Consider the following 22,810-nt stretch of genomic DNA (forward strand, 5'->3'; position numbering starts at 1 on the left):
GGCCCACACTGACGGCAATGATTCAGAAATGAAACTGGGGTTTTTGCATCGTATTGGAGGAAGTTATGTCGCTTAAAGGTAAACGGATTGTCATTCTCGGCGGATCGTCGGGAATGGGTTTCGCTACGGCGAAGGCTGCGGCAGACGAAGGTGCACTTGTCGTCATTGCGTCTAGCAGCCAGGAGAGGGTAGCGAAGGCGCAGCAGCAACTGCCGCCGAGTGCGGAAGGTCATGTGCTCAACCTGCAGGATGAGGCTAGCATCAAGTCGTTCTTCGAGAAGATAGGAGCGTACGACCATCTGGTGTATACGGCCGGCAATCCTTTGCTAATGGCTGATCAGAAGGACTTGAGCTTCAAGGATGCGCAGGCATTTTTCGGAGTCCGCTACTGGGGTGTTTTCCTGGCCACGAAGTACGGTGCGGGCCAGATTCGTGAGGGGGGCTCGATCGTCCTTTCCTCCGGGATGGCAGCGCGCCGCCCCCGTAAGGGCTCGTCCGTGGTGTCGAGCGTCTGCGGCGCGATTGAAGCGCTTGCGCGTGCGCTTTCGGTGGAACTTGCGCCGCTGCGGGTCAATGTGGTTTGCCCTGGAACGGTCAAGACCAGCCTTTGGGATAGCTTCCCTGAGGCTGTCCGTAAGGCGACATTTCAACGCGCTGAAGAAAACCTTCTCGTCAAGCATGCCGCTGAAGCACATGAGGTGGCCGAAGCTTACCTCTATCTGATGCGAGGTAGCTTTACGACGGGCCAAGTTGTAGTCGCCGATGGCGGGGCATCGGTGGCCTGATATCCGAGCCGCATGTCCAGACAACCGGCGAAAAAACTCGCACCAGACTAAAGCAGGAAAATTGGAATGACAGTTAGGAAAAATGTTCTCGTCGTAGGTGCCTCGCGTGGGCTCGGTCTTGCTCTTGCGGAGGAATACTGCGGCCGGGGCTGGCATGTAATTGCGACGTCGCGGAGCAAGTCCGCCGGACTTGCAAGCCTGCTTGAGCGCTATCCGGAATCGCTTGAGCTTGAGACCGTGGATATCGTGGACCTGGCCTCGGTGAGAACCCTGCGCACTCGACTCGAGGGGCGCAAGCTCAATACGCTCTTCGTCAACGCCGGCATCGCCAAGGCGAATGAATTGACCTCGGTCGAGGTGGATGAGAAGGACTTCTTCGACATGATGTTGACGAACACGCTCAGTCCAATGCGTGTCATCGAGGTATTTCGTGACATTGTCGCGGAGAATGGCGTGATGGCAGCGATGTCGTCCGAGATCGCCAGCATTACAAATAGTATCGGGTTCTGGGAGCTATACAGTTCGAGCAAGGCAGCGCTGAATATGCTGATGAAGGCGTTCTCGACACGCCATCCGGACGATTCGCGCGCACTTCTCCTGGTCGCTCCAGGCTGGGTCCGCACTGAAATGGGCGGACCGGAGGCAACCTTCGAGATTTCGGAGAGCATCCCGCTCGTGGTCGACGTGGTCGAGCGCAACGCAGGCGTGCCGGGACTTCGCTATACCGACCGTTTTGGCGAAATCCTGCCGTGGTGAGAAAGACGCACGGCGCGACAATTTTCGCGGTCGATTGGTGTGAACGCCACACGTCGATCGATGAGCGCGTCGTCTACGCAAAACCGGTGGGCTATCAGCCGTGGGGTTGGTAGCCTATCGCGACGGCACTCTTTGTCGATGACATCGGGCAGGGCAATGGCCGCTGCCGCGACATTGCTCAACTGCCGCATTCGGCGTCCACCCGGTGGTTAGCCGTCCTACGCCACCGAAACGAAGGGACAGCCTTCCAGACAAGCGTCCTGGCGCTCAACTCCGCGGTCGACGCAGCCCGCGTAGGCGAACAGGGCGTGGATTTGCCTTCGGTCTTTTTTCTTTTTATGTCCACGTCCATTTGATCGCCTCGGGAATTCAGACGGGCTATCGACCGCGGAAGATTTCCGCGCCTTCTGTCGTTCTCACCACGGCAGGATTTCACCAAAACGGTCGGTATAGCGAAGTCCCGGCACGCCTGCGTTGCGCTCGACCACGTCGACCACGAGCGGGATGCTCTCCGAAATCTCGAAGGTTGCCTCCGGTCCGCCCATTTCAGTGCGGACCCAGCCTGGAGCGACCAGGAGAAGTGCGCGCGAATCGTCCGGATGGCGTGTCGAGAACGCCTTCATCAGCATATTCAGCGCTGCCTTGCTCGAACTGTATAGCTCCCAGAACCCGAAGCTGTTGGTAATGCTGCCGATCTCGGACGACATCGCTGCCATCACGCCATTCTCCGCGACAATGTCCCGAAATACCTCGATGACTCGCATTGGGCTAAGCGCGTTCGTCAACATCATGTCGAGAAAGTCTTTCTCTTCCACCTGGACCGTCGTCAATACATTCGCCTTGGCGATGCCGGCGTTGACGAAGAGCGTATTGAGCTTGCGCCCCTCGAGTCGAGTGCGCAGGGTTCTCACCGAGGCCAGGTCCACGATATCCACGGTCTCAAGCTCAAGCGATTCCGGATAGCGCTCAAGCAGGCTTGCAAGTCCGGCGGACTTGCTCCGCGACGTCGCAATTACATGCCAGCCCCGGCCGCAGTATTCCTCCGCAAGAGCAAGACCGAGCCCACGCGAGGCACCTACGACGAGAACACTTTTTTTAACTGTCATTTAAATTCTCCTGCTTTAAATAGGCTTCAGATACACAGTAACAATTCGGTCCCTACATGCCGGGTGTCGGGATGAGCCGCTTGTAGTAGACCCCGTCCTTCATCACGACCTTGATGTTGTCGCGGTCCTGGAGAAGCTTGATGTTCTCGACCGGATCGCCATCGACGAGCAGCAGGTCGGCGAGGTAGCCATCGCTGACGAGACCGAGGTTCGGGATATCCATGATTTCGCCACCCCATTTCGTGGCGGCCATCAGGGCATCGGCCGGCGTGAAGCCAAGAATGTTGACGAAGTGCTCAAGGTCGCGTGCGTTGGTGCCGATCGGATTCCATGCGAACCCGTAGTCGCCGCCCGGGAGAACCCGCAGGCCGCGTTTCCTGAGTTCGCCGTACACCTTCGGGCATTGCTCGATCATGGTGAAGAGCTCGCTCTTTTCGACAAACTCCCGGGTGATGCCCCACGGCTCTGCCTCGTACGCGGTTGCGTAAATCACGCCAATGGCCGGCGCGAGAAACACGCTGTCGCGCTTCGCCTCGAGCAGGTCGTACGTTTCACCCTCGATGAAATCGCAGTGATAGATAACGCGGAAGTCATACTTCAGGGCAAGCTTCACGGCCGCATCCGCACGGGCATGACACGATAGCCAGGCGCCGCGCATATGGGCCTCTTCCGCGGCGGCGGCGACCTCTGCCTCCGTATAGGAAAGCCGGCGGGCGAACCCCTGACGTCCAGCAAACATGTCACCCGAGATGTTCATCTTGATGGTGTCGACACCCTCGCGAATCAGTGTCCTGACCGTTCGCCGGATTTCATCGGGGCCGTCTGCAATCAGTTCGAAGCCCTGGTGGTTCGTGTGGTATTGACGTTCGTCCCCAAGACCTCCTGTTGCGGTGAGTTCAGGCGAAGCGGCCCGCATGCGCGGCCCGGGGAATTTTCCCGCGTCGATGGCGTCGCGAAGCACCGCTTCGAGCCGGAACTTCGCCGAAGCCGCCGAGTACAGACTGGTGAAGCCCGAGTCCAGCATCAGCTTGACGTTCTGCAGCGCGAGGATGGTGTGTTCTTCAATCGGAATCAGGCCAAGTTCACTGAACTGTGCCATGTTGCTGTAGGTGACGTGAGCGTGCGCTTCGACGAGGCCTGGCATCAGCGTCATGCCTTTGCCGTCGATGACGTCGTAGTAGGATTCACGCGGAATCCCGCCATTGCCGCGAGCCACGGCGCGGATCAGATTGCCATCGACAAGCGCTTCGCCCACGAACGTTGGTGCACCCGTGCCGTCGAAAATCTTCACATTGGTAAAAAGCTGCGGATTCATCATTTGCCTCTCTCCATAAAGTGGCTATCCAGTCGCAGTCGCTGGACGGCCTTTAGTTTTTACAGGCTAGCACGCCTTAGAAGAGCCAGGTATTGGTCGTACACCTGGAGTTCACGCGTGGGTCCGGAAAAAATAGACTATCTGATAAGAGAGTGCCAGTGGAATCACAGGAGCGCGTGAAAACACCAAGGAGGCCTGGAGAAATCCGGCCACTGAACCGGATTGCCGAGCACGCGCCTGGCGGCACAACCGAGCAGGCAACGGACGCGGAGCGAGATAGCTCTCTAGCCGGCTTATGATTGATGTCGGAAAGCGGATCGCACTTGGTTTACCGTTTATTTCGTCAAATTAGAATGGCCAGAGCGGCATCCCTGTTATGACGAAATGGCATATGTTGGACTGTACGATACGTTTCGCCGCTCGTGGATCGGGACAAATGGTGGGTATAACTAACAAGTGCGCCACCGACTTTACCGACGGTTAGGTCGGTCGACAACGTTAAGGGGGCGTAACGCACACGCTATTCTCTGGAGAAACCAGCATGGTTTTGGATACGGGTGCGCCACACAAAATAAGACAGTTCGACTGAAATGGGTGTCCTGTTCCTTGTTTTTGCGCGTATACAGACCGCCTCAGACGTTCCTGCTATAAGCGGGTCGAGGTGTGAGTCAGTTTCGTTAGACCACAGCGTTCGCAGAAAAAGTAGATGAAAGTGTGCTGCTCGGCAAAGCCGTGTCAGGCCAATTCCGCTCACATAAAATTTTGATTGTCCGTTGGCTCTGGTCGAGCACATCATTGTCCACTTCGGCTCATGCTTCTGTTAACTTTTTGCGACGGGCAATTTTTTTCGGTACTCCGGAAGGGGGCGTCACGTTATCGTCCATCACGCGATAACCAGATCATTCATCCACCCGGAGAAACAGATGAAACGAACAGCGCTTTCGACACTCTCGCTGACACTGTTGACTGCTGCAGGCGCAGCACATGCACAAAGCAGCGTCACGCTATACGGCACCATCGATACGTCGATTACCTTCATTCATAACGCGAACGCAGCCGGCCAAAATCAGTGGTCCGTCGGCAACGCGAGTAACGGGGATCTCTCCGGCAGCCGCTGGGGTTTGAAGGGTCAGGAAGACCTGGGCGGTGGTCTGAAGGCGATCTTCCAGTTGGAAAACGGGTTTAACCCGAGCACGGGGCAACTTGCGCAGGGTGGCCGGGAATTTGGTCGCCAGGCATTTGTGGGTTTGACCTCAGGCCAATTTGGCACGTTCACGTTGGGCCGCCAATATGACCCACTCGTTGACCTTGTGCAGGGCATTACTGAGGATAACTATTTCGGCAGCGGATTTGCAACCGCAGGTGACGTCGACAACTACGATAACAGTTCCCGTACCAACAACGCGATCAAATACCTGTCGCCGGTGTACTCTGGACTGCAGGTCGAGGGCATGTATGCGTTCGGTGGCGTCGCGGGACAGACGGGCTCGGGCCAGACCTGGTCGGCCGCTGCGGCGTATAACAACGGCCCGATCTCAGTGGCGGCGGGTTACTTTGTGGCAAACAATCCGTCTGTGGGTGGCCTCGTGCGACCCTCGACAACAAGTGGCTCCGGCTGGGGCGGGTCATCTGACGGCACCTTCGACGGCTCGCTGATCAATCTGGGCTTGCAGAGCGCGAAGTCCATCAACATTGCCCGGGTCGCGGCGCAGTATGTGGCGGGGCCGTTCACGTTCGGTGCGGCTTATAGCAACGCACAGTACAAGTCGGATGGACAATCGGCATTCTCGTCGACTGAGAAATTCAACACAGGGCAGGGCTTCCTCAACTATCAAGCCACCAAGGCAATCCTGTTGGGTGTGGCTTACAGCTATACGAAGTCGAGCGGCGACACGGGCGCGACCTACCATCAAGTCAACATTGGCGCTGACTACAACTTGTCCACGCGCACTGACCTATATTTGATAGGCGCATGGCAACACGCCAGCGGAGAAACACTTAGCGCAAGCGGCACCGCCGTGGTGGCTGCGCAGGCGTCCGTGGGCTCGTATGGCTACGGTGGCACCAACACACAGGAAGTGGTTAGCGTCGGACTACGCCATAAGTTCTGATGATGCCCCGGATGCGGCGCTCGCAACGAAAGAGCAGCGCGTGACAGAAAAAAGCCGGTCGTGAGCATGCGCTGACGACCGGCTTTTTTTCAGCGCGCCTGCAGCGAATACCCACGCGGGAATGAGAGCTATCTGCACGCCCAAAATACGCGTTACCTGAATCCCTGAATCTGAAGCAGTCCGATGTGAAGCCGTGCTTTCGGCCATGTTGCCGAGGGCGGAAAAGGAATGCGCTTCACGTTGGTGGAAAGCCGACAGGAGTATGCGAAAGATCGAACTCGCGTCTCAAAAAGCCCAGCTCGAGGCTTAGCTATGCCATACCGTTATGGAAGGTATGACGTGACGGCGGTCCTAATCCGATGAAAGAAGAATGAGAATGCTGGAACACTGTATTTGATTCAGTTCTAGCGAAAGGGGGGCACTATGTTTTCCGTGATTGGAGTCACCGGCCAGGTAGGAGGCGTTGCTGCCCGACTGCTTCTGGCAAACGGATACGACGTTCGCGCCGTTGTTCGAAATCCGGACCATACGCCGACGTTGCGGGAGCAGGGATACGAGGTTTCGGTTGCCAATTTGCGCGATACGCAAGCGTTGGCGCTGGCGTTCCAGGGAGCGGAAGGCGTTTTTGTGATGTTGCCCCTGAATTTCGATCCTTCTTCGGATTTTTCGGAAGCGCGCGAAATCGCCTCGTCTTTGCACGACGCGATTGTCACCGCGCAACCTCGCAAGGTCGTCTGCCTGTCGACCATTGGGGCTCAGGTGTCTCAACCTAGCCTGCTCACGCAGGTTCGCTATCTGGAAGAAGCGCTTGGCAATCTCCAGATGCCAGTCGCGTTCGTGCGTGCTGCGTGGTTCATGGAGAACGCCTTATGTGATGTTGAGCCTGCGTGTGAAAGCGGGGAGATTCCCACCTTTTTTCAGCCGCTTGGCCAGACCATTCCCATGGTGGCAACGGCCGACATCGGACGCGTGGTTTCAGAGACGCTCACAGAAGAGTGGGACGGTATTCGGATCATAGAACTTGAAGGTGATAGGCGTATTAGCCCGAATGACATCGCCCGGACCTTTGATCGACTGCTCGGACGCGAAGTCCGGCCGAAGCTGGTTCCCCGGGACGCATGGGAGGCAGTGTTCCGCACGCAAGGCATGAAGAATCCTGGGCCGCGCATGCAAATGCTCGATGGCTTCAACGAAGGCTGGCTGAAGTTCGAGGGCCGTCGGACCGAAACGCGAATTGGGCGTGTACCTTTAGATGTCGTATTGCGCGAGCTTATTCGAAACGCGTGCTAATCCAGCTTCTGTGTCAGTAAGGCGCAACAGGCTCGGAGCGCCCGACGGCTCCTTACGACTCAACGCCTATCGACACGATGCTGATCTGCCGAAAACCTTTTACTTGTAGTCAGGATTCCGATGGATACTTTAGAAAACATGCGGATGTTCGTGCGAGTTACGGAAACCGGCAGCTTCACGAAGGCCGCGAATCTTGCGTCTGTGTCGACAGCACACGTTTCACGTGCAATCACGGACCTTGAATCGCATCTGCACACACGACTGCTGCAAAGAACAACGCGGCGAGTCACGCTTACCGGTGCTGGCGAACGCTATCTACAACGCTGCGAGCACATTCTGGCCCATGTTGAACTCGCAGAGACCGAGGCGGCAGGCGCGGGCACCCGCCCCTCCGGCAAGTTAAAGGTCCACGCGACAGCCAGTGTCGGTCAACACCATCTGGCGCGGCTCATCGCACGCTATAGCAAACGGTTTCCGGAGGTACTGATCGAGCTGGTACTCTCGCAGAACGTGCCCAATATCGTTAACGAAGGTATCGACGTGTCCGTGGTGATGACGCGAGATCTTGTGGATTCGAACTTGGTGTCCCAACGCATTGGAAGCGTGCAAACGATTCTGTGCGCCTCTCCACAATACCTGTCGAGGCGCGGCACTCCGGCTCGTCTTGCGGACCTGAGCCAACACACATGCCTGCAATTGATGTTGCCGGATGTGCCTCCCGGAGAATGGCAATTTGAGGATGTAAGCGAGCCGGTTTTTTGTCACATGCGGCCTGCACCGCTCACCGTCAATGTCGCCGAAGCGCTGGTCGAGACGATACGTGAGGGGATGGGAATCGGACCTTTGCCGATTTCTGTCGCGCTGCCGGGCTTACGCGATGGGAGCCTTGTTCGCGTCTTGCCTGAGCACCGCCTGCGAGAGTGCAACATCTATGCGATATATGCGTCGAGACGCTACCTCGACGCCAAGATCAGAACCTTCGTCGAGTTCGCGCGAGACCAGGTGCCGCTGGCGCTGGCTGACGAGAATCGGGAGCTCCTGTCGTCGGAGAACACTCCGCTGGCTCAACCCGTAATCTAGTTGATAGCGTGCGGGCACTGTTCGGCGTAGACCGCCGCCGTGCCACGACGGCATTGGAACGGCATAACCGCATGGCCAGGAACAATCAACAGACGATCAATGAGTTTCTGCTGTACACACTCAATTTGAAACTGACGAATCGCGCGTGGTCATGGGACGCGTACGGCGAGGATGTGGTCGTATTGAAGTTGTGGGCGATGCAACGGGAAAAATTGCCGGACGGCACCGATCGAATCGAGGTGTGGAGTCCGCCGCCGTGGCGCAAACTAGTGAAGATCGCTCGCAATGAGCGACGGCTAAACATCGACAGGCTGAACGAGGGTGGTACTACGTACGCAATCCTGCGTGGTGGTGACGGTTCCGACGAACGCGAGGCGTGGGACTACGATGCAGACCGTCTGTACAAGTTGAGCCGGGTGGTTGTCGATCACGATGGCCACGAATACGCGATCGTGGACTGCGCCATATCGATCGACGAGTTCCTGATTCGCCGAGCGCAACTGCGGTGGCTCTCCCGGACGTAGCGATACGATTCGCCGACACCTACGGTTCGCGCGGCGCAAAAATCAGACGACGGTTTCTTGAGAAGACTATCCATGCCATGTCGGCATTGTAGACATGACACGATGTCGGTCCTAATGCGCTGAGGGAACTGATCGACAAGCTGACGGAGCGGTACGTCATTCGCCCGCCTGATCACCGATCGCCAGCATGCCGGTTGTAGATGATTTGCGCGGTGATGCGATGCTACGACGTTATGACAGACATGACCTGCCGTACGTAGACGTCTTGGCTACGACTGCCGAAAATATCATCAAGTTCAGCGAGTGCAAATAGCCAGAGGGCGAAGCCCGATGTAACTGGATATTTACGGAATGACGCTACGTTGAACTGATTAAGGAAATGCTCGTCGAGGAAATGCAGTTAATAACTTCTGCGATGCAGCTTTTTTTCGCTCATTCAAGTTTTCGTTGATACACAGGAGCATGAAAATGATCGTCAACATTCGCAATCTGGTTATTGGTTTCGCGGTGGTTCTGCCCATTCTTGCGAGCGCTCAGGAAAATAGCACTCCCGTCACGCGTGAGCAAGTACGTGCTGAACTGGTGGCCCTCGAAAAAGCTGGTTATCATCCGGGCAAGCCCAGCCCTTACTACCCGGCAGACATTCAGGCCGCCGAGGCCAGGGTCCGCGCGAGCAACGCAGCGGGTGGAAATCCGCAGACCTCCTATGGTGGTGTAACCAGCGCGAACTCGGAGTCTGGGGAGCAGGGGACCGGTACGCCTTGAACCAGCACGCTGCTTTCGCAGCGTGGAGCAGCCATGTGGGACGCGTGTCGGTAAGCCCTCGGAATTTTGAGGTTCGTCCTCTAGCTTGCCTGGGGCAGGTCGGACGGTGTCTGACTTACGCGAAATTCCGCATGGCTGGTCAAACTCCATCGGCGCAGGCTCCACTTTGCTAAGCGCCGTCATTGAAAGTCATGGGAATCGGGGAAGTGTATGCAATGTAACCGATTCAACGATGTCGCCGGCCATTGGAACGTTTGGCATTTCTGGTTCAACCGAGCTTACCTCTCTGTGATGACGTTTGATTGCTTTTCGTGGACCTTGGCGTGGAGCTCGCTGGCATCTGCCGAAAGTAGAAGTCGTGCCTGGAAGGCTATGTCGATCATCCATGTCCGTATTCGGACAGCCTACATGACGTGCCATTTTGCCGGTGGTGGAGGTGGCGTGGTATTCGGGTGGGTCTGGGGTCAATGGGGCTGGACAGGGATCTGCGCTGCCGGGGTCTCGATTCTGGCTATTCAATTGGCTTGGCGGCTGCTGCCGCTGCAAACATCTGGTCGACACGTCAAAAATCGTTGACGAACTCGTTGTCGATGCGCAAATCGATGAGCTCGAAAGACTCTGCCTCCCTCTCTTTGATAGATGGTGCGAGAGAAAAAGCGTACTACCACTTGCTTACCTCATGAGTGCGTGGCCGATCATTTCCCTGAGTCGATTGTTACATGCTCTCCGGGCACTTCTACAATATCATCCGCAGACGCTAACGCCTGATGAGTATCAAGTTGTCGCGCAGATATTAAGGATGGGTGTCCATAGCGTCGAAGAGGATGCAGAACACCTCGTGGCATGACGACCCATTCGATAAAATTTGCACTACTGCATTGAGATATCAAGCTGCGCGAAATTGAATCCGTAGTTCGGTCCTTCGAGCGGTCGGACGTCTGGCGTGCGGTTTGCGGAAAGTTCCAGGACCGGGGAAGCAGTGACATAGCAGAGATTGATGATAAATATAGGATTCCATATAAATATCAATGACAGAGTTGGATTCTAGGATACGCGATACGACGCTCTGATAAGCATGCGATCTGACACGCTCGTAGAATTTGTTCATAGGATTTGCTGTCCCAGGTTGTTTAAAGACGGTTCATAAAACTCGGGACAGTTCCTTCCTCGAAAAGATAGAGCCAGGAGACGGCGTCATGTTAGCCACACGCGAGAGCCAGGAACAATCTCAGGTCGTTAGTCAGGATATGAGCGAGAGGGCGCGGTCGAATACCGTCGCAATCTGCCGAACCTGCCCTAGGGACCAGCCGCACAGCGGTGCGGTGGGATTGTCCCTGTATAACGAAGTCAAAGAAAGGTTGACCGGCCAGGGCGTAACCGTAATGATGGTCCATTGCCTCGGCAGTTGTCGGAAGCCCTGTGCCGCTGCGCTTGACGCGCCGGAAAAGCCGCGCGTCCGCTTGTCGGGTCTGAAGGTTAACGACGCTGCGGATCTGATCAGCGCTGCTCTGGAATACCAACAGACGGCATCAGACGACGTGAGCGTTACGACACTGCCGGCGGCGTTGCAGGGACACGTAAGTGCGATCTCGCCGAAGCGAAGAAAAGGTACTGCATAAAAGCGGCTTTCCTCTTGGAAGAAGGAGATTTAAATGAGCAAGGGATATTGGGTGTCGGCTTATCGTGAAACGAAGGACCAGGCCAGGCTGGCGACGTACGCCCAATTGGCGGTACCCGCTGTGGAGGCTGCCGGCGGCAGAGTGATCGCACGTGGAGTGGCTGACGAAGTCCGTGAGCACGGTTTGAAGGAGCGAACCGTTGTGATTGAGTTTCCGTCCTATGAGCAGGCCGTTGCCGCATACGAAAGCGACGCGTACCGGAAGGCGCTTGAAGCCTTGGGCGACGCCGTCGTGCGCGATTTCCGGATCATTCGCGGCGTGGAATGACGTGCAGGGCGCGGTGAATGGCGAACTGTGTCTTGACTTCAGCACCTCAGGACAATCGCATCACCTCGGCTTTCATGGTTTATTGGCTCTCGCAGCAGTTCGATAAATGCTCGCAATGCCGCTGATACATTACGCCGATCCGGATAGTACAGACACAAGCTGGCTGAACTGACGGTCCAGTCCTTTAGCACAGCTACGAGCCGCCCCGTCGCGAGTTCATCCGCTACGGGGGCTTCCCACAGATACGCGACGCCCGCACCTGCAATCGCAGCATCACGCATCAGCGTGGGCTCGTCTAGCGTCAGATTTCCTGGTACGTCGAGCGAGAGTTTCTCGCCCCGTCGCTCGAACTCCCAACGGGACAGCTTGCCGCTTGGCCAGCGCGCTCGTATGCATTGATGCGACATCAGATCCTTTGGCGTGCGCGGCTTCTTGCGTTGCGCAAAATATGATGGCGAGCCGACGACGGAAAATTTCAATGCACCGCCAAACGGCACAGCGATCATGTCGCGTGGCACATCATCTGCGGCACGGATGCCAGCATCAAAGCCTCTACCTACGATATCGACGAAGTGCGCTTCCGTGGCGATGTCGACGCTCATCGCGGGGAACCGGCGCAGATATTCCAGCACGACTGGAACGAGGATAGCGCGCGCAGCCCCAACCGCGCAGTTCAGTCGCAAGGTGCCTGTCGGCATTGCACGATGATTGTTGACGGCGGCCATCGCCTGCTGGATTTCGGACAGGGCGGGACCGACGGTTGCGATGAACTGCTTGCCAGGTTCCGTGAGCGCGACGCTGCGGGTCGTCCGGTTGAATATCCGCACACCCAGCCGATTTTCGAGTTGCACGATCGCACGGCTCAACGCTGTCGACGACATGCCTAGTTCACGTGCCGCCGCACGAAAGCCACCGAGCCGCGCGACGGCGAGCACGACTTCCAGTTCGATCAAGCCTGATTTGAGCATTGTCCCGATTTACGGATCAAGTCGTGTAAGTTTATCCCTCTTATCGGCCCGGATGCAATCGACTACGCTGGGACACGTGACCATTTGATCGAGGCATTCATGTACAGCATTGAACACATCTATATCGACGGCCAGTTTGTGCAGCCAAATGGTCAGGAGTGGTTCGACCTCCACAACCCTTCGACAGGTGACGTAATCGGCCGGGTGCGTCTTGCCGACGTGCAAGACACGAAAGATGCGATAGCCGCCGCGCGCCGTGCATTTCCGGCGTTCGCGCGTACGACCAGAGAGCAGCGTATTGCGTGGCTCAAGCGTCTGTATGAGGCCATGCTCGCGAATGTCGATCGCCTCGCCGCTGCGACAATCGAGGAATATGGCGCGCCCTCGACGCGTGCAAAGTGGGGAGCACGTTACGCCGCCGAGTCCTTTCTGCACGCTGCGCAGACGCTGGAGGAGTATTCGTTCACGCGGAGGATTGGGTCGGCGGAAGTGGTGATGGAACCGGTAGGCGTCGCTGCGCTAATTACGCCTTGGAACGCGAACGCCGGCTTTATCTGCAACAAGCTGGCAACGGCGATTGCCGCGGGCTGCACGGTGGTCATCAAACCAAGCGAAATGAGCGCGCTCCAGACGCAGATTGTCACCGAAGCCCTGCACGAGGCGGGTCTGCCAGCCGGCGTGTTCAACATTGTGACGGGACGGGGCGACATTGTGGGTTCGGAACTGAGTGTGAACCCGAACATCGCGAAGATCTCCTTTACGGGGTCGACTGCGGTCGGCAAATCGATCTTGCGCGCCGGCGCCGACACGATGAAGCGGGTGACGCTTGAACTTGGCGGTAAGTCGCCGACACTGATTCTTGACGACGCCAATCTCGAGACAGCGGTACCCGTCGCCGTCACTTCCGGATTCCAGAATAGCGGCCAGGCGTGTATTGCGGGTACACGCATTCTTGTACCTGAGGATCGTCTTCAGGATGTCATCCGGCTGGTGAAGGAAGCCGTGTCAGCGGTAAAGGTCGGTCACTTGAACGATGCCGATTCGGCAATCGGACCCATGGTCAGCCAGCGACAATATGAACGGGTGCAGGGATATATCCGGCGCGGTGTCGAAGAAGGCGCGACGCTCGTAATTGGCGGAGAAGGTCATCCGGACGGGCTGGCCGGCTACTATGTAAAACCCACGGTGTTCGCGAACGTGACGAACGGCATGAGCATTGCGCGTGAAGAAATTTTCGGGCCAGTGCTGTGCATTCTCACCTATCGCAGTGAGGAAGAAGCGATCGAGATCGCGAACGACACTGTCTACGGGTTGCACGCGTACGTGATTTCAGCGGACATCGAACGGGCCCGTGCTGTGGCGTCCAGGCTCGAAGCCGGCCGCGTGAGCATAAACGGCGCGCCACATGAACCGCTCGCACCTTTCGGCGGTTACAAGCAATCCGGCATCGGTCGGGAATACGGGACATTCGGGCTCGAGGCGTTTCTTGAGACGAAGGCCGTTCTCGGTGCAATCGTATTGGAGCCGCAATGAAGGACGCCATGGAACGGGGTCTTGCCGTATTCGAGCAACTACGTGGTGCTGAGCGAGCGCGGAACATGGCGGACTCGATGACTGATGGGAAATTCGGTGCATCGATGGCGGCCCTGTCAATAGATTTTGTGTTCGGAAGCGTATGGGCGCGTGAGGGCCTTGATCGTCGTGCACGCTCTCTCGTTACGCTCGGTATTCTGATTGCGCTACGCCAACGCGACGAACTGAAGAATCATGTTCGCATCGCGTTGACTAACGGTTTGAGCATGGGCGAAATCGAGGAAGTGATGATTCAGGCGTCTGTATATGCCGGGTTTCCGGCGGCGCACACTGCCAGCAATGCCGCAGCGGAGGTGCTCGAAGCGCTGGAAATCGAGCGAGGCAGTGCGGTGAATGGGCGATGATATTTCCAGTCCAGCGCCACCCCGCGGAAAATACCGTGCTGGTTACGGGAATGCCGGAGGCGCTCAATCGTGCAATCCAATCAGGAAAAACATGAGAAGCATAAGCAAAGCCGTGGCAGCGGTGACGCTCGGATTGACAGCAACGCTCACGGCAACTGCGGACGCGACGCCCAAACTTGCCACTGAACAGACGATCGGCCATATCGAACCGGTATTCGAGTTCTACGGTGCCATGCCCACCGGTGTAACGAAAGCGCCAGACGGTCGCCTGTTTGTCAACTTTCCACGTTGGGGAGACGACGTGCCGTTTACCGTCGGCGAGATCGTCGGTAAGCGGATCGTGCCTTATCCGGACGCACAGACGAATCGCGCGGATCCCGCGCATCCTGCCGATAGCCTGATTAGCGTTCAAAGCGTCGTTGCCGACTCGCAGAACCGGCTGTGGATTCTGGACACGGCGTCGCCGAAATTGGCGGCACCGATCCAGGGCGGCGCCAAACTGGTCGCCGTCGACCTTGCTACCAACAAGGTGGTCAGGACGATTCTCCTTCCGCCGAACGCGTTGTTGCCGACAACGTACCTGAACGACGTGCGTTTCGATTTCCGGTTCGGTGCGCAAGGCATTGCCTATGTTACCGACTCGTCGCCGCATGGGCCAGGTGGAATCATTGTTGTGGATCTGGCAAGCGGCGAGGCGTGGCGCAAACTATCAGGGGACCCTTCGACCAGCGCCGATGCGGCGTTCGTTCCAGTGGTGGAGGGCGAAGAGATGGCAACCGACGGTCCTGACGGAGAACGCCGGCCGCTACATGGTGCGGCAGATGGCATTGCGTTGTCAGCCGACGGAGCGACGCTGTACTACTCACCGTTGTCCAGCCGCCATCTGTATTCGGTGCCGACTGCGCTGCTGCGCGATCGCAATGCCAGCCCCGCGGCGGTAGCGGCAGCTGTGCGGGATCTGGGCGAGAAGGGCGCATCCGATGGTCTTGAAGCAGATGCGAGCGGCGCTATCTATGCCGGCGATTATGAACACGACAGCATTCGCCGGCGGCGTCCAGACGGTGAGTGGCAAACCATTGCACACGATCCGCGCATTCTGTGGCCGGATACTTTGTCGGTCGGGAACGACGGCTATCTGTACTTCACGGCGAACCAGTTGCCTCGGCAGGCTTCATTTCATCATGGTCACGATTTGCGCAAGAAGCCTTATACGTTGTTCCGCATCAGGATCGACGCAAAGCCTGTGACGCTCGCTCCGAATCCGGTTTGAATTCCTCATACGCTTAGCATGGGTTACTCATGATGCCAACCAGATGCCGCCGAATGATTCCGGTGATATGCCCTTTGCGACTCGGCTCGAGCATTCCAACCCGACGGGAATAGATGCCGTCAGGCACAGGGAACACGCGTAGCGCAGGGTCTTTGTGCCAACCGGAATGTGCGAGCATCGGTACGATGGCAACACCCACCCCCTGCCTGACCAGTTCGCTGATCCCCAGAATCGAGTCTAGCTCCAGAATCTGCCGTGGTCTTGTGCCCACCCGACGCAATAGTCGCTCTATCTGCGCGCCGGTTGCCGTAGCCCTGTCATAGCGAATGAACGGGGATGTTTCCAACAGGCTATCAAAGTCGTCCTTGCGACGGATCTGTCCACGATTTGCAAGCAGGACGAGTGGCTCATCATACAAGTGAGTCCATCCGATACCGCGAAAGGGCCGGCGACTGTCTTCAATAACAACCGCGGCGTCCAGCTCGCCCGACCCTACCCGAACGATCAGATCGCTCGATCGTCCGGTCGCCAAAGTAACCTCGAGTGCGGGATGAACCTGCGCAACCTCGACCAGGCATTTCGAAAGCAACCCCATCCCGGAGACGATCGCGCCTATCGAAACGTGCCCGGCAACATTGTTTTCAGTTTTGTCGCCTGCAACGATCCCTTCATAGTCGGCCAGCAACTGCCTGACTTGCGGAAGCAACTGGTAAGCCTCTGGGCGCAGCGTGATTGAGCGCTTCTCCCGACTGAACAAAGGCCGGCCGAGTTCGCTCTCCAGTGCACGCATCTGCTGGCCGACAGCGGCGTGCGTCAGCGCGACACGTTCAGCCGCGGCAGCGAAGCTTCCATGTTCGGCAATCGCAACGAAGGTTCTGAGGAACCTCAATGTGCTCATGGGTATCTCCCTTCGATCAACGGACTCTGCGTTTTCAGCAACACCTGATTGGAAAGAAATTGTTTAATTCAAATAAAGTAAATTTAGCTTTTTTTTTGAATTGATCAATACGATACTCTCCGCATCAGCAAAAGGGAAACGTCATGGATACCTCTGACACAACAAAAACGTCTGCATCGGCATCGCGCTCGGATCGCATGTACAACTTCGGGAACACCACCGTCTATTCGCATACGAAGGATCCGCGCTTCGCTTATACCCTTTACGTGCCGAAGAGCATTCTCGATCCTGAGTCTATTATTGACCTCATCGTCGTCGTTCATGGGTCGAACCGCAGAATGGAGGGCTTCAGAGATCGTTTTTCCGAGTTCGCGGAGTCGCACAACTGTGTCGTTCTGAGTCCTCTGTTTCCCGCCAACGTTTGCGGCGACGACAATCGTGACGGGTATAAGCAGCTACGCGAAGGAACGATCCGCTACGACCAGTTGCTGCTGGACATGATCGCCGAGATCGAGAAGAAGTATCAACGCAGATGGGAGACATTTGGGCTCTTTGGATTTTCGGGCGGTGGCCAGTTTGCCAACCGGTTTTGCCTGCTGCATCCTGGGAGGCTATGGGCCGCATCGATCGGCGCGCCTGGCTCGGTCACGCTGCTTGATCCGACCCGTGACTGGTGGACTGGCACGCGAGACGTCGAGTCCCATTTCGGGAAAAAGATCGATGTGGAGGCGTTGAGAAAAGTCCCGATTCACATGGTGGTCGGAAAAGCCGATATCGAGACCTGGGAGATTACCCATCAACCGGACGGCGCGCACTATATGCCCGGCGCGAACGACGCGGGCCGTACGCGTCCCGAGAGACTGAAGTCGCTCAAGAACAGCTTTGAGTTGCATGGGATCAACGTTGCGCTGGAAGAAGTCGAGAACGCCACGCATCGATCCGCAGAGGTGATTCCGGCAGTCCAGGCATTCTTCGCGCGTGTACTCGCCAGCAAGCGGGGACCTCATCCTGCCTCAATTGCCTGATCTTAATGTCCAGACTGACCACTCTTTGCCGGATTGGGGCCGCCGTCGTCGCTATTGTGCTTCCCGTCTTCGCGAAAGCGGAAACGCAGCGCACGCTTTCGTCGACCGCGATCGGGACACCTGAAATCCGCGTCGCGGAGGGCACCGACACACCTACCTCGATGCCAGGCAATATCGCACGCAATACCATGACCGACAATGTTCTGGCCAACGTTGTCGAGTCGCTGGTAGCGCTACGTGCCGATCTCAGCATTGGCCCGATGCTCGCGGACAGTTGGGACATCTCTTCAGATGCTCGGACCTACACATTTCATCTCCGGCATGGCGTGGTGTTTCACGACGGCTCGCCATTCACGTCAAGCGCGGTCAAGTGGAGCTTCGACTTCCTGATGAGGCCAGAAAATGGATTCATGTGCCGTGGCAACTACGACGGGCATCGAGGTGCCAAGGTCGTCGGCGTGCGGACGCCCGATGCCTATACCGTGGTGTTCGAACTGGACAGAGCGAACGAACTGTTCCTCAAAGACATGGTCGACACGCACTGTCAGTTGGCAATCCTTAGCCCATCAAGCGTCGACAGCTCCGGTCATTGGCTTCGCCCCGTCGCAACAGGTCCGTACATATTTGCGGACTGGAGACACGGACAGTACATTCTGCTGAAGCGATTTGCGCAATATCGCCCGAGAGGCGAACCGCCGAGTGGTCTTGCGGGCGCGAAGGTCGCGTACGACGACGCTCGATTTGTCGTCATCCCGGACGAGGCGGCACAAAAGGTTGCGGTCGTCGCCGGGCAGGTCGACATGATGTCGGTGAGCGGAGACGGGCTCGTCGGGAGCGACCCCAGATGGCGTGTCATCGTGGGCCCCAGTGCCGATCCCGTCGAGTTACTGATGCAAAGCCAGGACCCAACGCTTGCAGACGCGCGGGTTCGTCGTGCAATCGCGCTTGCACTGGATCTTCCCGCCATTGTGAATGCCGTTACCGATGGTCGTGCGCACTACAGTCCATCACTGGTACCGGAGACGAGTGGTGTGTTCGGGCCCGGCGACCGGGTCGGGTTCTCGCAAAATATTGGGGAAGCGAAGCGTTTGCTTGCAGAGGCGGGCTATCACGGACAGACGTTGAAGATCGAGACGAATCATCGCTTTCCGTTTATGTTTTCACTGGCGGTTTACGTTCAGTCACTGCTGAGAAAAGCAGGCATCTCGACAGAACTCGACGTGGTCGACTGGGGCAAGCAGGTTGCCGATTTTCGTGCCGGACATTTTCAGATCATGTCGTTCGCTTACTCGGCAAGAACCGACCCGGCGATGATGTTCAGCGATATATTGGGGGACAAAGCCAAGACGCCGATGGCACAGTGGAACAATCCAGAAGCACTCAAGCTTCTGCAGAGCCTGCGCGGCGTGACTGATGCGTCTGCGCGCGGACAGACGTTTGAGCAGTTGCATAAAATGATGATCGCCGATGTACCGATGATCGTTTTGTACGACACGCCGGACCTGCGAATCGTCAGCAATCGACTTGAAGGCGTCACGTCGTGGCCGATGCGCCGTACACGCGTCTTCAACGTCGTCAAACATTGAGTACGCATCTGCCGGCGCACCTTCCCGCTTAAACAGGTGCGAGACCTTCTTGCATTGCCGTTAGCACACCGACGCAAAGGAAAGCGGGCCCTACGCATCCAGGCCTTCGAGGCCTGGGAAAGTGTGAGTACTTTCAGGCCGGACGGCAGGTCGCTCAGGGACGTGTATAAAGTGAACCCAGGCCGATCACGGCGGTGGGACTGCCCGATGCCTCGGAGCCGTTCTGCACACCACCGAAACTGCTTTCGACGTTAGCAGAGGTGTTGCGCTGTGCGCTGATCTTGGCCTCGGCGGCCTGAATGTCGTCCGGATAGTGAGGATCATTGGCGCGGCTCGGCATGTAGCCGGCCTTTTCGAGCTGAACTAGTTCGGCGCGCACTTGGGCACGGGTTACGGTGGAGGAGGTTTCCTGGGCATGGCTGGCGATCGGAAAGACGAGCACAGCCGCGACGACCAGGGTGATTTGGCGGAAGTTCATGGCAAATTTCCTTTACGCGGGTTAAGAAAGGAACGGATCGTTCGGAATAGATTCTGGACAAAAATAGATCAAACTTGAATAACATCGAAGTCATCTAATAGATGCCGGATTGTCATTGAACGAATCGCCAGGATGCGTAAGCCGGTGCTACCGGCACGTATTGCAGCTAACGTCTGCGAGTGGCTACTCGCCATACGGCGGGCCGCACGGCGGATCTGAACAAGCGGAAGCGCGTCGTCCGGCTTGCAAGATGCCTGACGCTAGCCAATGTCCGCTGTCAGCAGGTCGATGAATGCCCGCATCTTGGCCGACACCAGTCGGCGCGACGGGTAATAGACATAGAGCGGTAGCTGTTCCTGAGCCCATTCCGGAAACAGTTCGACCAGGCTGCCGTCGCCGAGCCATTGGTGCGCCCCGAGTTCCATCGTCTGTGTGATACCCAGACCAGCGGCACAAGCGCTCAGCTTTGTCGCGAGATCATTGACGATCAACCGTCCCGATACGGGCACAGTTAGCACTTCGCCATTGCGATGGAACTCCCACGGAAATGGCCGACCGGTCGACGAATCCCGGAATAACAGGCATTCGTATCGACCGTCGGCGAGCTCGAGCGGATGCGCGGGTCGACCGTGCCGCGCGAGATAGGCGGCCGAACTGCAGGTCAGGATGCGGGTACTCAGAAGCGGGCGTGCCACGAGCGATGACGCTTCAGGTACGCCAAAGCGTACCGCCGCGTCGAAACCCTCCGCGACCAGATCCCCGAGCCTGTCACGAATCGCCAGCTCGACGTGGAGCGATGGTTGCGCTGACAGAAACTTCTCGAGTTTGGGCGCCAGTATGAAGCGGGCAAACCAGGGGTCTACATTGACGCGCAGTCGTCCCCGAACGTTGACGGATGAGCCTGCCGTCTCGGTCGCTGCGTCCTCCATTTCGGCTAGCAGCGGCGCGACGCGCTCGTAGAAGCGCTGTCCCTCGTCGGTGAGCTTGACCGCGCGGGACGTGCGGTCGAATAGCCGTATTCCAATGCGCTGTTCCATCCGGGCCACCGCGCGGCTGACCGCAGAGGCGGTTACACCGAGTGCTTCTGCGGCGTGCACGAAGCTGCCGCTCTCGACGACTGCGGCGAGAACGCCAATACCATTCAACAGACGTGTATCGAAGGCCATAGTGATCAATGAATTTGTGTCACGGTGATTTTGACACGGATGCGCTTTTTGAATCAGATGAGGAACCCTATACTCGGCGGCGTCGAACTACAGCAGGAGCCGGCTATGCAGATCAAAGGGGTAACCGCGCTAGTGAGCGGTGCCAATCGTGGGCTGGGGCGTGCCTTCACGCAAGTACTCCTTCAGGCTGGAGCGGTAAAGGTCTATGCCGGCGCGAGAGATCCCTCGAAAATCACTGATCCCGGTGTGGTTCCAGTTGCACTTGACATCACAGATCCCAACACTGTCACCGCAGCGGCCCGGCAATGTAGCGATGTAACGCTGCTGATTAACAATGCGGGTGTTATGCGGATGAGCCCGTTCATCGCCGCGCCGTCAATCGAGGCTGCGCGAGAAGAAATGATGACAAATTACTTCGGAACACTGAACATGTGCCGTGCGTTTTCGCCGGTGCTCGGTAATAACGGTGGCGGGGCGCTGGTCAATATGCTTTCGGTCGTCAGCTGGTTTACGCATCCGATGAACGGTTCCTACTGTGCATCGAAGGCAGCTGAACGCGCGCTGACAGACGGGCTGCGCCTGGAGCTGGCGGCACAGGGCACGCTGGTCGTGGGTGTCTATGCGAGCTTTATCGATACGGATATGGCGGCGTCCTTGGGCGTTTCTAAAACAAGCGCGGATGATATCGCACGTAGCGCGATTGCGGGCGTTGCCAGTAACCAGCGCGAAGTGTGTGCCGACGCGCGTAGCGCCGAGATCAAGGCCATGCTCGCGCGCGATGCCGACGCATTTTATGCGGGCCTGGCGCGACCGTCGTAATCGACGCACGTAATTGGGGGTAGCCAAGCTTGCCTGTCTGGTTCCACTTTCCTGGCTGACATTGTAGTCACGATGGCAGCACTTTTCGACAATCCTTCGTAGGGTGACACATGTTTTCGGTTCTCGGAATAACCGGTAAGGTCGGCGGAGCAGTGGCCCGATCGCTTCTTGCCACAGGCCAGCCAGTTCGCGCGATCGTGCGCAGTCAGGAAAAGGGATCCGCCTGGGCGGAGCGTGGATGTGAGGTGTGTGTCGCCGACATGGACGATCAGAAGTCACTGGTCACCGCGTTCCACGGCTCAAGAGGGGTCTTTGTCATGCTGCCGTCGAATTTCGATCAGGCAGACGGATTTCCCGAGACGGTCAGGATGGTGACGTCCATTCGCCGTGCGCTCGAGGAGACACTCCCTCAGAGGGTGGTCTGTCTGTCAACCATCGGTGCGCGGGCGACACAGTCAAACTTGCTGAGCAAGCTTGGGATCATGGAACGGAGCCTCATCGCGCTCCCGGTATCCGTCACGTTTTTGCGTGCCGCATGGTTCATGGAGAATGCGGCGCGCGACATTCAGACGGCCATGACAACCGGAACGATTGCCAGCTTTCTGCAGCCGCTCGACAAGCCGGTACCGATGGTTTCCACTGAGGACATCGGACAGGTCGCGGCGGAACTGCTCCAACAGGACGACGCGATACAGCGTGTTGTGCAGCTTGAAGGACCGCAACGGGTGACGCCGACCGAAATCGCGATTGCGCTCGGCAAGTTGCTCGCACGGCCGGTGCGCGCGGAGGTGGTACCAAGGCAGACGTGGGCCGACCTGTTCCGCTCGCAGGGCGCGTCCAATCCCGAACCACGTATACGCATGCTCGATGGCTTCAACGAAGGATGGATCGAGTTCGACGGCGACAAGTCTGCGATACGGAAGGGTTCTATCACGATCGATCGGGCACTCGAACGTCTGATACAGCGAATGTCGCAATAGAGTGG

General features: G+C 57.5%; 22 protein-coding genes. 16 read left to right on the plus strand and 6 right to left on the minus strand.

The features are described from left to right. Positions 1-65: 65 nt before the first annotated feature. Both BUS06_RS27730 and BUS06_RS27735 read left to right on the plus strand, forming a co-directional pair. Entirely contained in the window at positions 66-785 is a 720-nt protein-coding gene (locus BUS06_RS27730) for an SDR family oxidoreductase (protein ID WP_074267576.1), read from the plus strand. Positions 786-851: 66 nt separating this feature from the next. Beyond that, positions 852-1,541: an SDR family NAD(P)-dependent oxidoreductase gene (locus BUS06_RS27735; RefSeq protein WP_074267577.1), complete on the plus strand. Its 690-nt coding sequence runs from the start codon at positions 852-854 to the stop codon at positions 1,539-1,541. A 416-nt stretch (positions 1,542-1,957) separates the two neighbouring features. Here the strand turns inward: BUS06_RS27735 and BUS06_RS27740 are convergent, their stop codons facing one another. Further along, on the minus strand, positions 1,958-2,647 hold the full coding sequence (locus BUS06_RS27740; RefSeq protein WP_074267578.1) for an SDR family NAD(P)-dependent oxidoreductase: 690 nt from the start codon (positions 2,645-2,647) through the stop codon (positions 1,958-1,960). A 52-nt stretch (positions 2,648-2,699) separates the two neighbouring features. Then, on the minus strand, positions 2,700-3,965 hold the full coding sequence (locus BUS06_RS27745) for an amidohydrolase family protein (RefSeq protein ID WP_083611636.1): 1,266 nt from the start codon (positions 3,963-3,965) through the stop codon (positions 2,700-2,702). 920 nt (positions 3,966-4,885) lie between these two features. Here BUS06_RS27745 and BUS06_RS27750 point away from each other — a divergent pair. The 7 genes from BUS06_RS27750 to BUS06_RS27785 all read left to right on the plus strand — a co-directional run bounded on the left by BUS06_RS27750 (position 4,886) and on the right by BUS06_RS27785 (position 11,678). Further along, positions 4,886-6,073 carry a porin gene (locus tag BUS06_RS27750; protein WP_074267579.1) on the plus strand — a complete coding sequence of 396 codons (1,188 nt, stop codon included), beginning with the start codon at positions 4,886-4,888 and terminating at the stop codon, positions 6,071-6,073. A 423-nt stretch (positions 6,074-6,496) separates the two neighbouring features. After that, positions 6,497-7,363, plus strand: a complete 867-nt coding sequence (locus BUS06_RS27755) for an NmrA family NAD(P)-binding protein (protein ID WP_074267580.1) — start codon at positions 6,497-6,499, stop codon at positions 7,361-7,363. Positions 7,364-7,483: 120 nt separating this feature from the next. Further along, positions 7,484-8,443: a LysR family transcriptional regulator gene (locus BUS06_RS27760; RefSeq protein ID WP_074267581.1), complete on the plus strand. Its 960-nt coding sequence runs from the start codon at positions 7,484-7,486 to the stop codon at positions 8,441-8,443. 71 nt (positions 8,444-8,514) lie between these two features. After that, the gene (locus tag BUS06_RS27765) at positions 8,515-8,967 is read left to right on the plus strand and encodes a hypothetical protein (protein ID WP_074267582.1); all 453 of its coding nucleotides are present in this window, start codon (positions 8,515-8,517) and stop codon (positions 8,965-8,967) included. 468 nt (positions 8,968-9,435) lie between these two features. Further along, on the plus strand, positions 9,436-9,732 hold the full coding sequence (locus BUS06_RS27770) for a DUF4148 domain-containing protein (protein ID WP_438803559.1): 297 nt from the start codon (positions 9,436-9,438) through the stop codon (positions 9,730-9,732). A gap of 1,247 nt (positions 9,733-10,979) precedes the next feature. After that, on the plus strand, positions 10,980-11,351 hold the full coding sequence (locus tag BUS06_RS38715; RefSeq protein WP_367946980.1) for a DUF1636 family protein: 372 nt from the start codon (positions 10,980-10,982) through the stop codon (positions 11,349-11,351). A gap of 33 nt (positions 11,352-11,384) precedes the next feature. After that, positions 11,385-11,678 (plus strand): DUF1330 domain-containing protein, encoded by a 294-nt coding sequence (locus BUS06_RS27785; protein WP_074267585.1) that lies wholly within the window; start codon positions 11,385-11,387, stop codon positions 11,676-11,678. Positions 11,679-11,716: 38 nt separating this feature from the next. Here the strand turns inward: BUS06_RS27785 and BUS06_RS27790 are convergent, their stop codons facing one another. Next, positions 11,717-12,646, minus strand: a complete 930-nt coding sequence (locus BUS06_RS27790; RefSeq protein WP_074267586.1) for a LysR family transcriptional regulator — start codon at positions 12,644-12,646, stop codon at positions 11,717-11,719. Positions 12,647-12,745: 99 nt separating this feature from the next. Between BUS06_RS27790 and BUS06_RS27795 the strand changes: the two genes are divergently transcribed. The 3 genes from BUS06_RS27795 (at position 12,746) to BUS06_RS27805 (ending at position 15,853) form a co-directional block, all read left to right on the plus strand. Continuing rightward, complete coding sequence (locus tag BUS06_RS27795) at positions 12,746-14,179, plus strand: aldehyde dehydrogenase family protein (protein ID WP_074267587.1); 1,434 nt, start codon at positions 12,746-12,748, stop codon at positions 14,177-14,179. Next, on the plus strand, positions 14,176-14,583 hold the full coding sequence (locus BUS06_RS27800; RefSeq protein WP_074267588.1) for a carboxymuconolactone decarboxylase family protein: 408 nt from the start codon (positions 14,176-14,178) through the stop codon (positions 14,581-14,583). Before BUS06_RS27795 ends, BUS06_RS27800 begins: the two co-directional genes overlap by 4 nt. A gap of 91 nt (positions 14,584-14,674) precedes the next feature. Then, positions 14,675-15,853, plus strand: a complete 1,179-nt coding sequence (locus BUS06_RS27805; protein WP_074267589.1) for an L-dopachrome tautomerase-related protein — start codon at positions 14,675-14,677, stop codon at positions 15,851-15,853. A 13-nt stretch (positions 15,854-15,866) separates the two neighbouring features. On the opposite strand, the gene BUS06_RS27810 is transcribed toward BUS06_RS27805, so the two are convergent. Beyond that, positions 15,867-16,751 (minus strand): LysR substrate-binding domain-containing protein, encoded by an 885-nt coding sequence (locus BUS06_RS27810; protein WP_074267590.1) that lies wholly within the window; start codon positions 16,749-16,751, stop codon positions 15,867-15,869. Positions 16,752-16,894: 143 nt separating this feature from the next. Between BUS06_RS27810 and BUS06_RS27815 the strand changes: the two genes are divergently transcribed. Both BUS06_RS27815 and BUS06_RS27820 read left to right on the plus strand, forming a co-directional pair. After that, positions 16,895-17,776 (plus strand): hydrolase, encoded by an 882-nt coding sequence (locus BUS06_RS27815; protein WP_074267591.1) that lies wholly within the window; start codon positions 16,895-16,897, stop codon positions 17,774-17,776. Between the two features lie 5 nt (positions 17,777-17,781). Next, positions 17,782-19,362 carry an ABC transporter substrate-binding protein gene (locus BUS06_RS27820; RefSeq protein WP_074267592.1) on the plus strand — a complete coding sequence of 527 codons (1,581 nt, stop codon included), beginning with the start codon at positions 17,782-17,784 and terminating at the stop codon, positions 19,360-19,362. A gap of 154 nt (positions 19,363-19,516) precedes the next feature. On the opposite strand, the gene BUS06_RS27825 is transcribed toward BUS06_RS27820, so the two are convergent. Together BUS06_RS27825 and BUS06_RS27830 are read right to left on the minus strand one after the other, a co-directional pair. After that, positions 19,517-19,840 carry a DUF4148 domain-containing protein gene (locus tag BUS06_RS27825; protein WP_074267593.1) on the minus strand — a complete coding sequence of 108 codons (324 nt, stop codon included), beginning with the start codon at positions 19,838-19,840 and terminating at the stop codon, positions 19,517-19,519. Positions 19,841-20,100: 260 nt separating this feature from the next. Then, a complete protein-coding gene (locus BUS06_RS27830) occupies positions 20,101-21,006 on the minus strand; it encodes a LysR family transcriptional regulator (protein WP_074267594.1) in 906 nt (301 codons plus the stop codon). Between the two features lie 105 nt (positions 21,007-21,111). Between BUS06_RS27830 and BUS06_RS27835 the strand changes: the two genes are divergently transcribed. Continuing rightward, on the plus strand, positions 21,112-21,825 hold the full coding sequence (locus BUS06_RS27835; protein WP_074267595.1) for an SDR family oxidoreductase: 714 nt from the start codon (positions 21,112-21,114) through the stop codon (positions 21,823-21,825). A 110-nt stretch (positions 21,826-21,935) separates the two neighbouring features. Then, entirely contained in the window at positions 21,936-22,805 is an 870-nt protein-coding gene (locus BUS06_RS27840; protein WP_074267596.1) for an NmrA family NAD(P)-binding protein, read from the plus strand. Positions 22,806-22,810 lie beyond the last annotated feature (5 nt).

The organism is Paraburkholderia phenazinium (genome assembly GCF_900141745.1).
GTDB lineage: Bacteria > Pseudomonadota > Gammaproteobacteria > Burkholderiales > Burkholderiaceae > Paraburkholderia > Paraburkholderia phenazinium_B.

What these genes read in the sequence shown, in the direction of transcription:
- BUS06_RS27730 (WP_074267576.1), top strand. Translation starts at nt 66, where the DNA reads ATGTCGCTTAAAGGTAAACGGATTGTCATTCTCGGCGGATCGTCGGGA.
- BUS06_RS27735 (WP_074267577.1), top strand. Translation starts at nt 852, where the DNA reads ATGACAGTTAGGAAAAATGTTCTCGTCGTAGGTGCCTCGCGTGGGCTC.
- BUS06_RS27740 (WP_074267578.1), bottom strand. Translation starts at nt 2,647, where the DNA reads ATGACAGTTAAAAAAAGTGTTCTCGTCGTAGGTGCCTCGCGTGGGCTC.
- BUS06_RS27745 (WP_083611636.1), bottom strand. Translation starts at nt 3,965, where the DNA reads ATGATGAATCCGCAGCTTTTTACCAATGTGAAGATTTTCGACGGCACG.
- BUS06_RS27750 (WP_074267579.1), top strand. Translation starts at nt 4,886, where the DNA reads ATGAAACGAACAGCGCTTTCGACACTCTCGCTGACACTGTTGACTGCT.
- BUS06_RS27755 (WP_074267580.1), top strand. Translation starts at nt 6,497, where the DNA reads ATGTTTTCCGTGATTGGAGTCACCGGCCAGGTAGGAGGCGTTGCTGCC.
- BUS06_RS27760 (WP_074267581.1), top strand. Translation starts at nt 7,484, where the DNA reads ATGGATACTTTAGAAAACATGCGGATGTTCGTGCGAGTTACGGAAACC.
- BUS06_RS27765 (WP_074267582.1), top strand. Translation starts at nt 8,515, where the DNA reads ATGGCCAGGAACAATCAACAGACGATCAATGAGTTTCTGCTGTACACA.
- BUS06_RS27770 (WP_438803559.1), top strand. Translation starts at nt 9,436, where the DNA reads ATGATCGTCAACATTCGCAATCTGGTTATTGGTTTCGCGGTGGTTCTG.
- BUS06_RS38715 (WP_367946980.1), top strand. Translation starts at nt 10,980, where the DNA reads ATGAGCGAGAGGGCGCGGTCGAATACCGTCGCAATCTGCCGAACCTGC.
- BUS06_RS27785 (WP_074267585.1), top strand. Translation starts at nt 11,385, where the DNA reads ATGAGCAAGGGATATTGGGTGTCGGCTTATCGTGAAACGAAGGACCAG.
- BUS06_RS27790 (WP_074267586.1), bottom strand. Translation starts at nt 12,646, where the DNA reads ATGCTCAAATCAGGCTTGATCGAACTGGAAGTCGTGCTCGCCGTCGCG.
- BUS06_RS27795 (WP_074267587.1), top strand. Translation starts at nt 12,746, where the DNA reads ATGTACAGCATTGAACACATCTATATCGACGGCCAGTTTGTGCAGCCA.
- BUS06_RS27800 (WP_074267588.1), top strand. Translation starts at nt 14,176, where the DNA reads ATGAAGGACGCCATGGAACGGGGTCTTGCCGTATTCGAGCAACTACGT.
- BUS06_RS27805 (WP_074267589.1), top strand. Translation starts at nt 14,675, where the DNA reads ATGAGAAGCATAAGCAAAGCCGTGGCAGCGGTGACGCTCGGATTGACA.
- BUS06_RS27810 (WP_074267590.1), bottom strand. Translation starts at nt 16,751, where the DNA reads ATGAGCACATTGAGGTTCCTCAGAACCTTCGTTGCGATTGCCGAACAT.
- BUS06_RS27815 (WP_074267591.1), top strand. Translation starts at nt 16,895, where the DNA reads ATGGATACCTCTGACACAACAAAAACGTCTGCATCGGCATCGCGCTCG.
- BUS06_RS27820 (WP_074267592.1), top strand. Translation starts at nt 17,782, where the DNA reads ATGTCCAGACTGACCACTCTTTGCCGGATTGGGGCCGCCGTCGTCGCT.
- BUS06_RS27825 (WP_074267593.1), bottom strand. Translation starts at nt 19,840, where the DNA reads ATGAACTTCCGCCAAATCACCCTGGTCGTCGCGGCTGTGCTCGTCTTT.
- BUS06_RS27830 (WP_074267594.1), bottom strand. Translation starts at nt 21,006, where the DNA reads ATGGCCTTCGATACACGTCTGTTGAATGGTATTGGCGTTCTCGCCGCA.
- BUS06_RS27835 (WP_074267595.1), top strand. Translation starts at nt 21,112, where the DNA reads ATGCAGATCAAAGGGGTAACCGCGCTAGTGAGCGGTGCCAATCGTGGG.
- BUS06_RS27840 (WP_074267596.1), top strand. Translation starts at nt 21,936, where the DNA reads ATGTTTTCGGTTCTCGGAATAACCGGTAAGGTCGGCGGAGCAGTGGCC.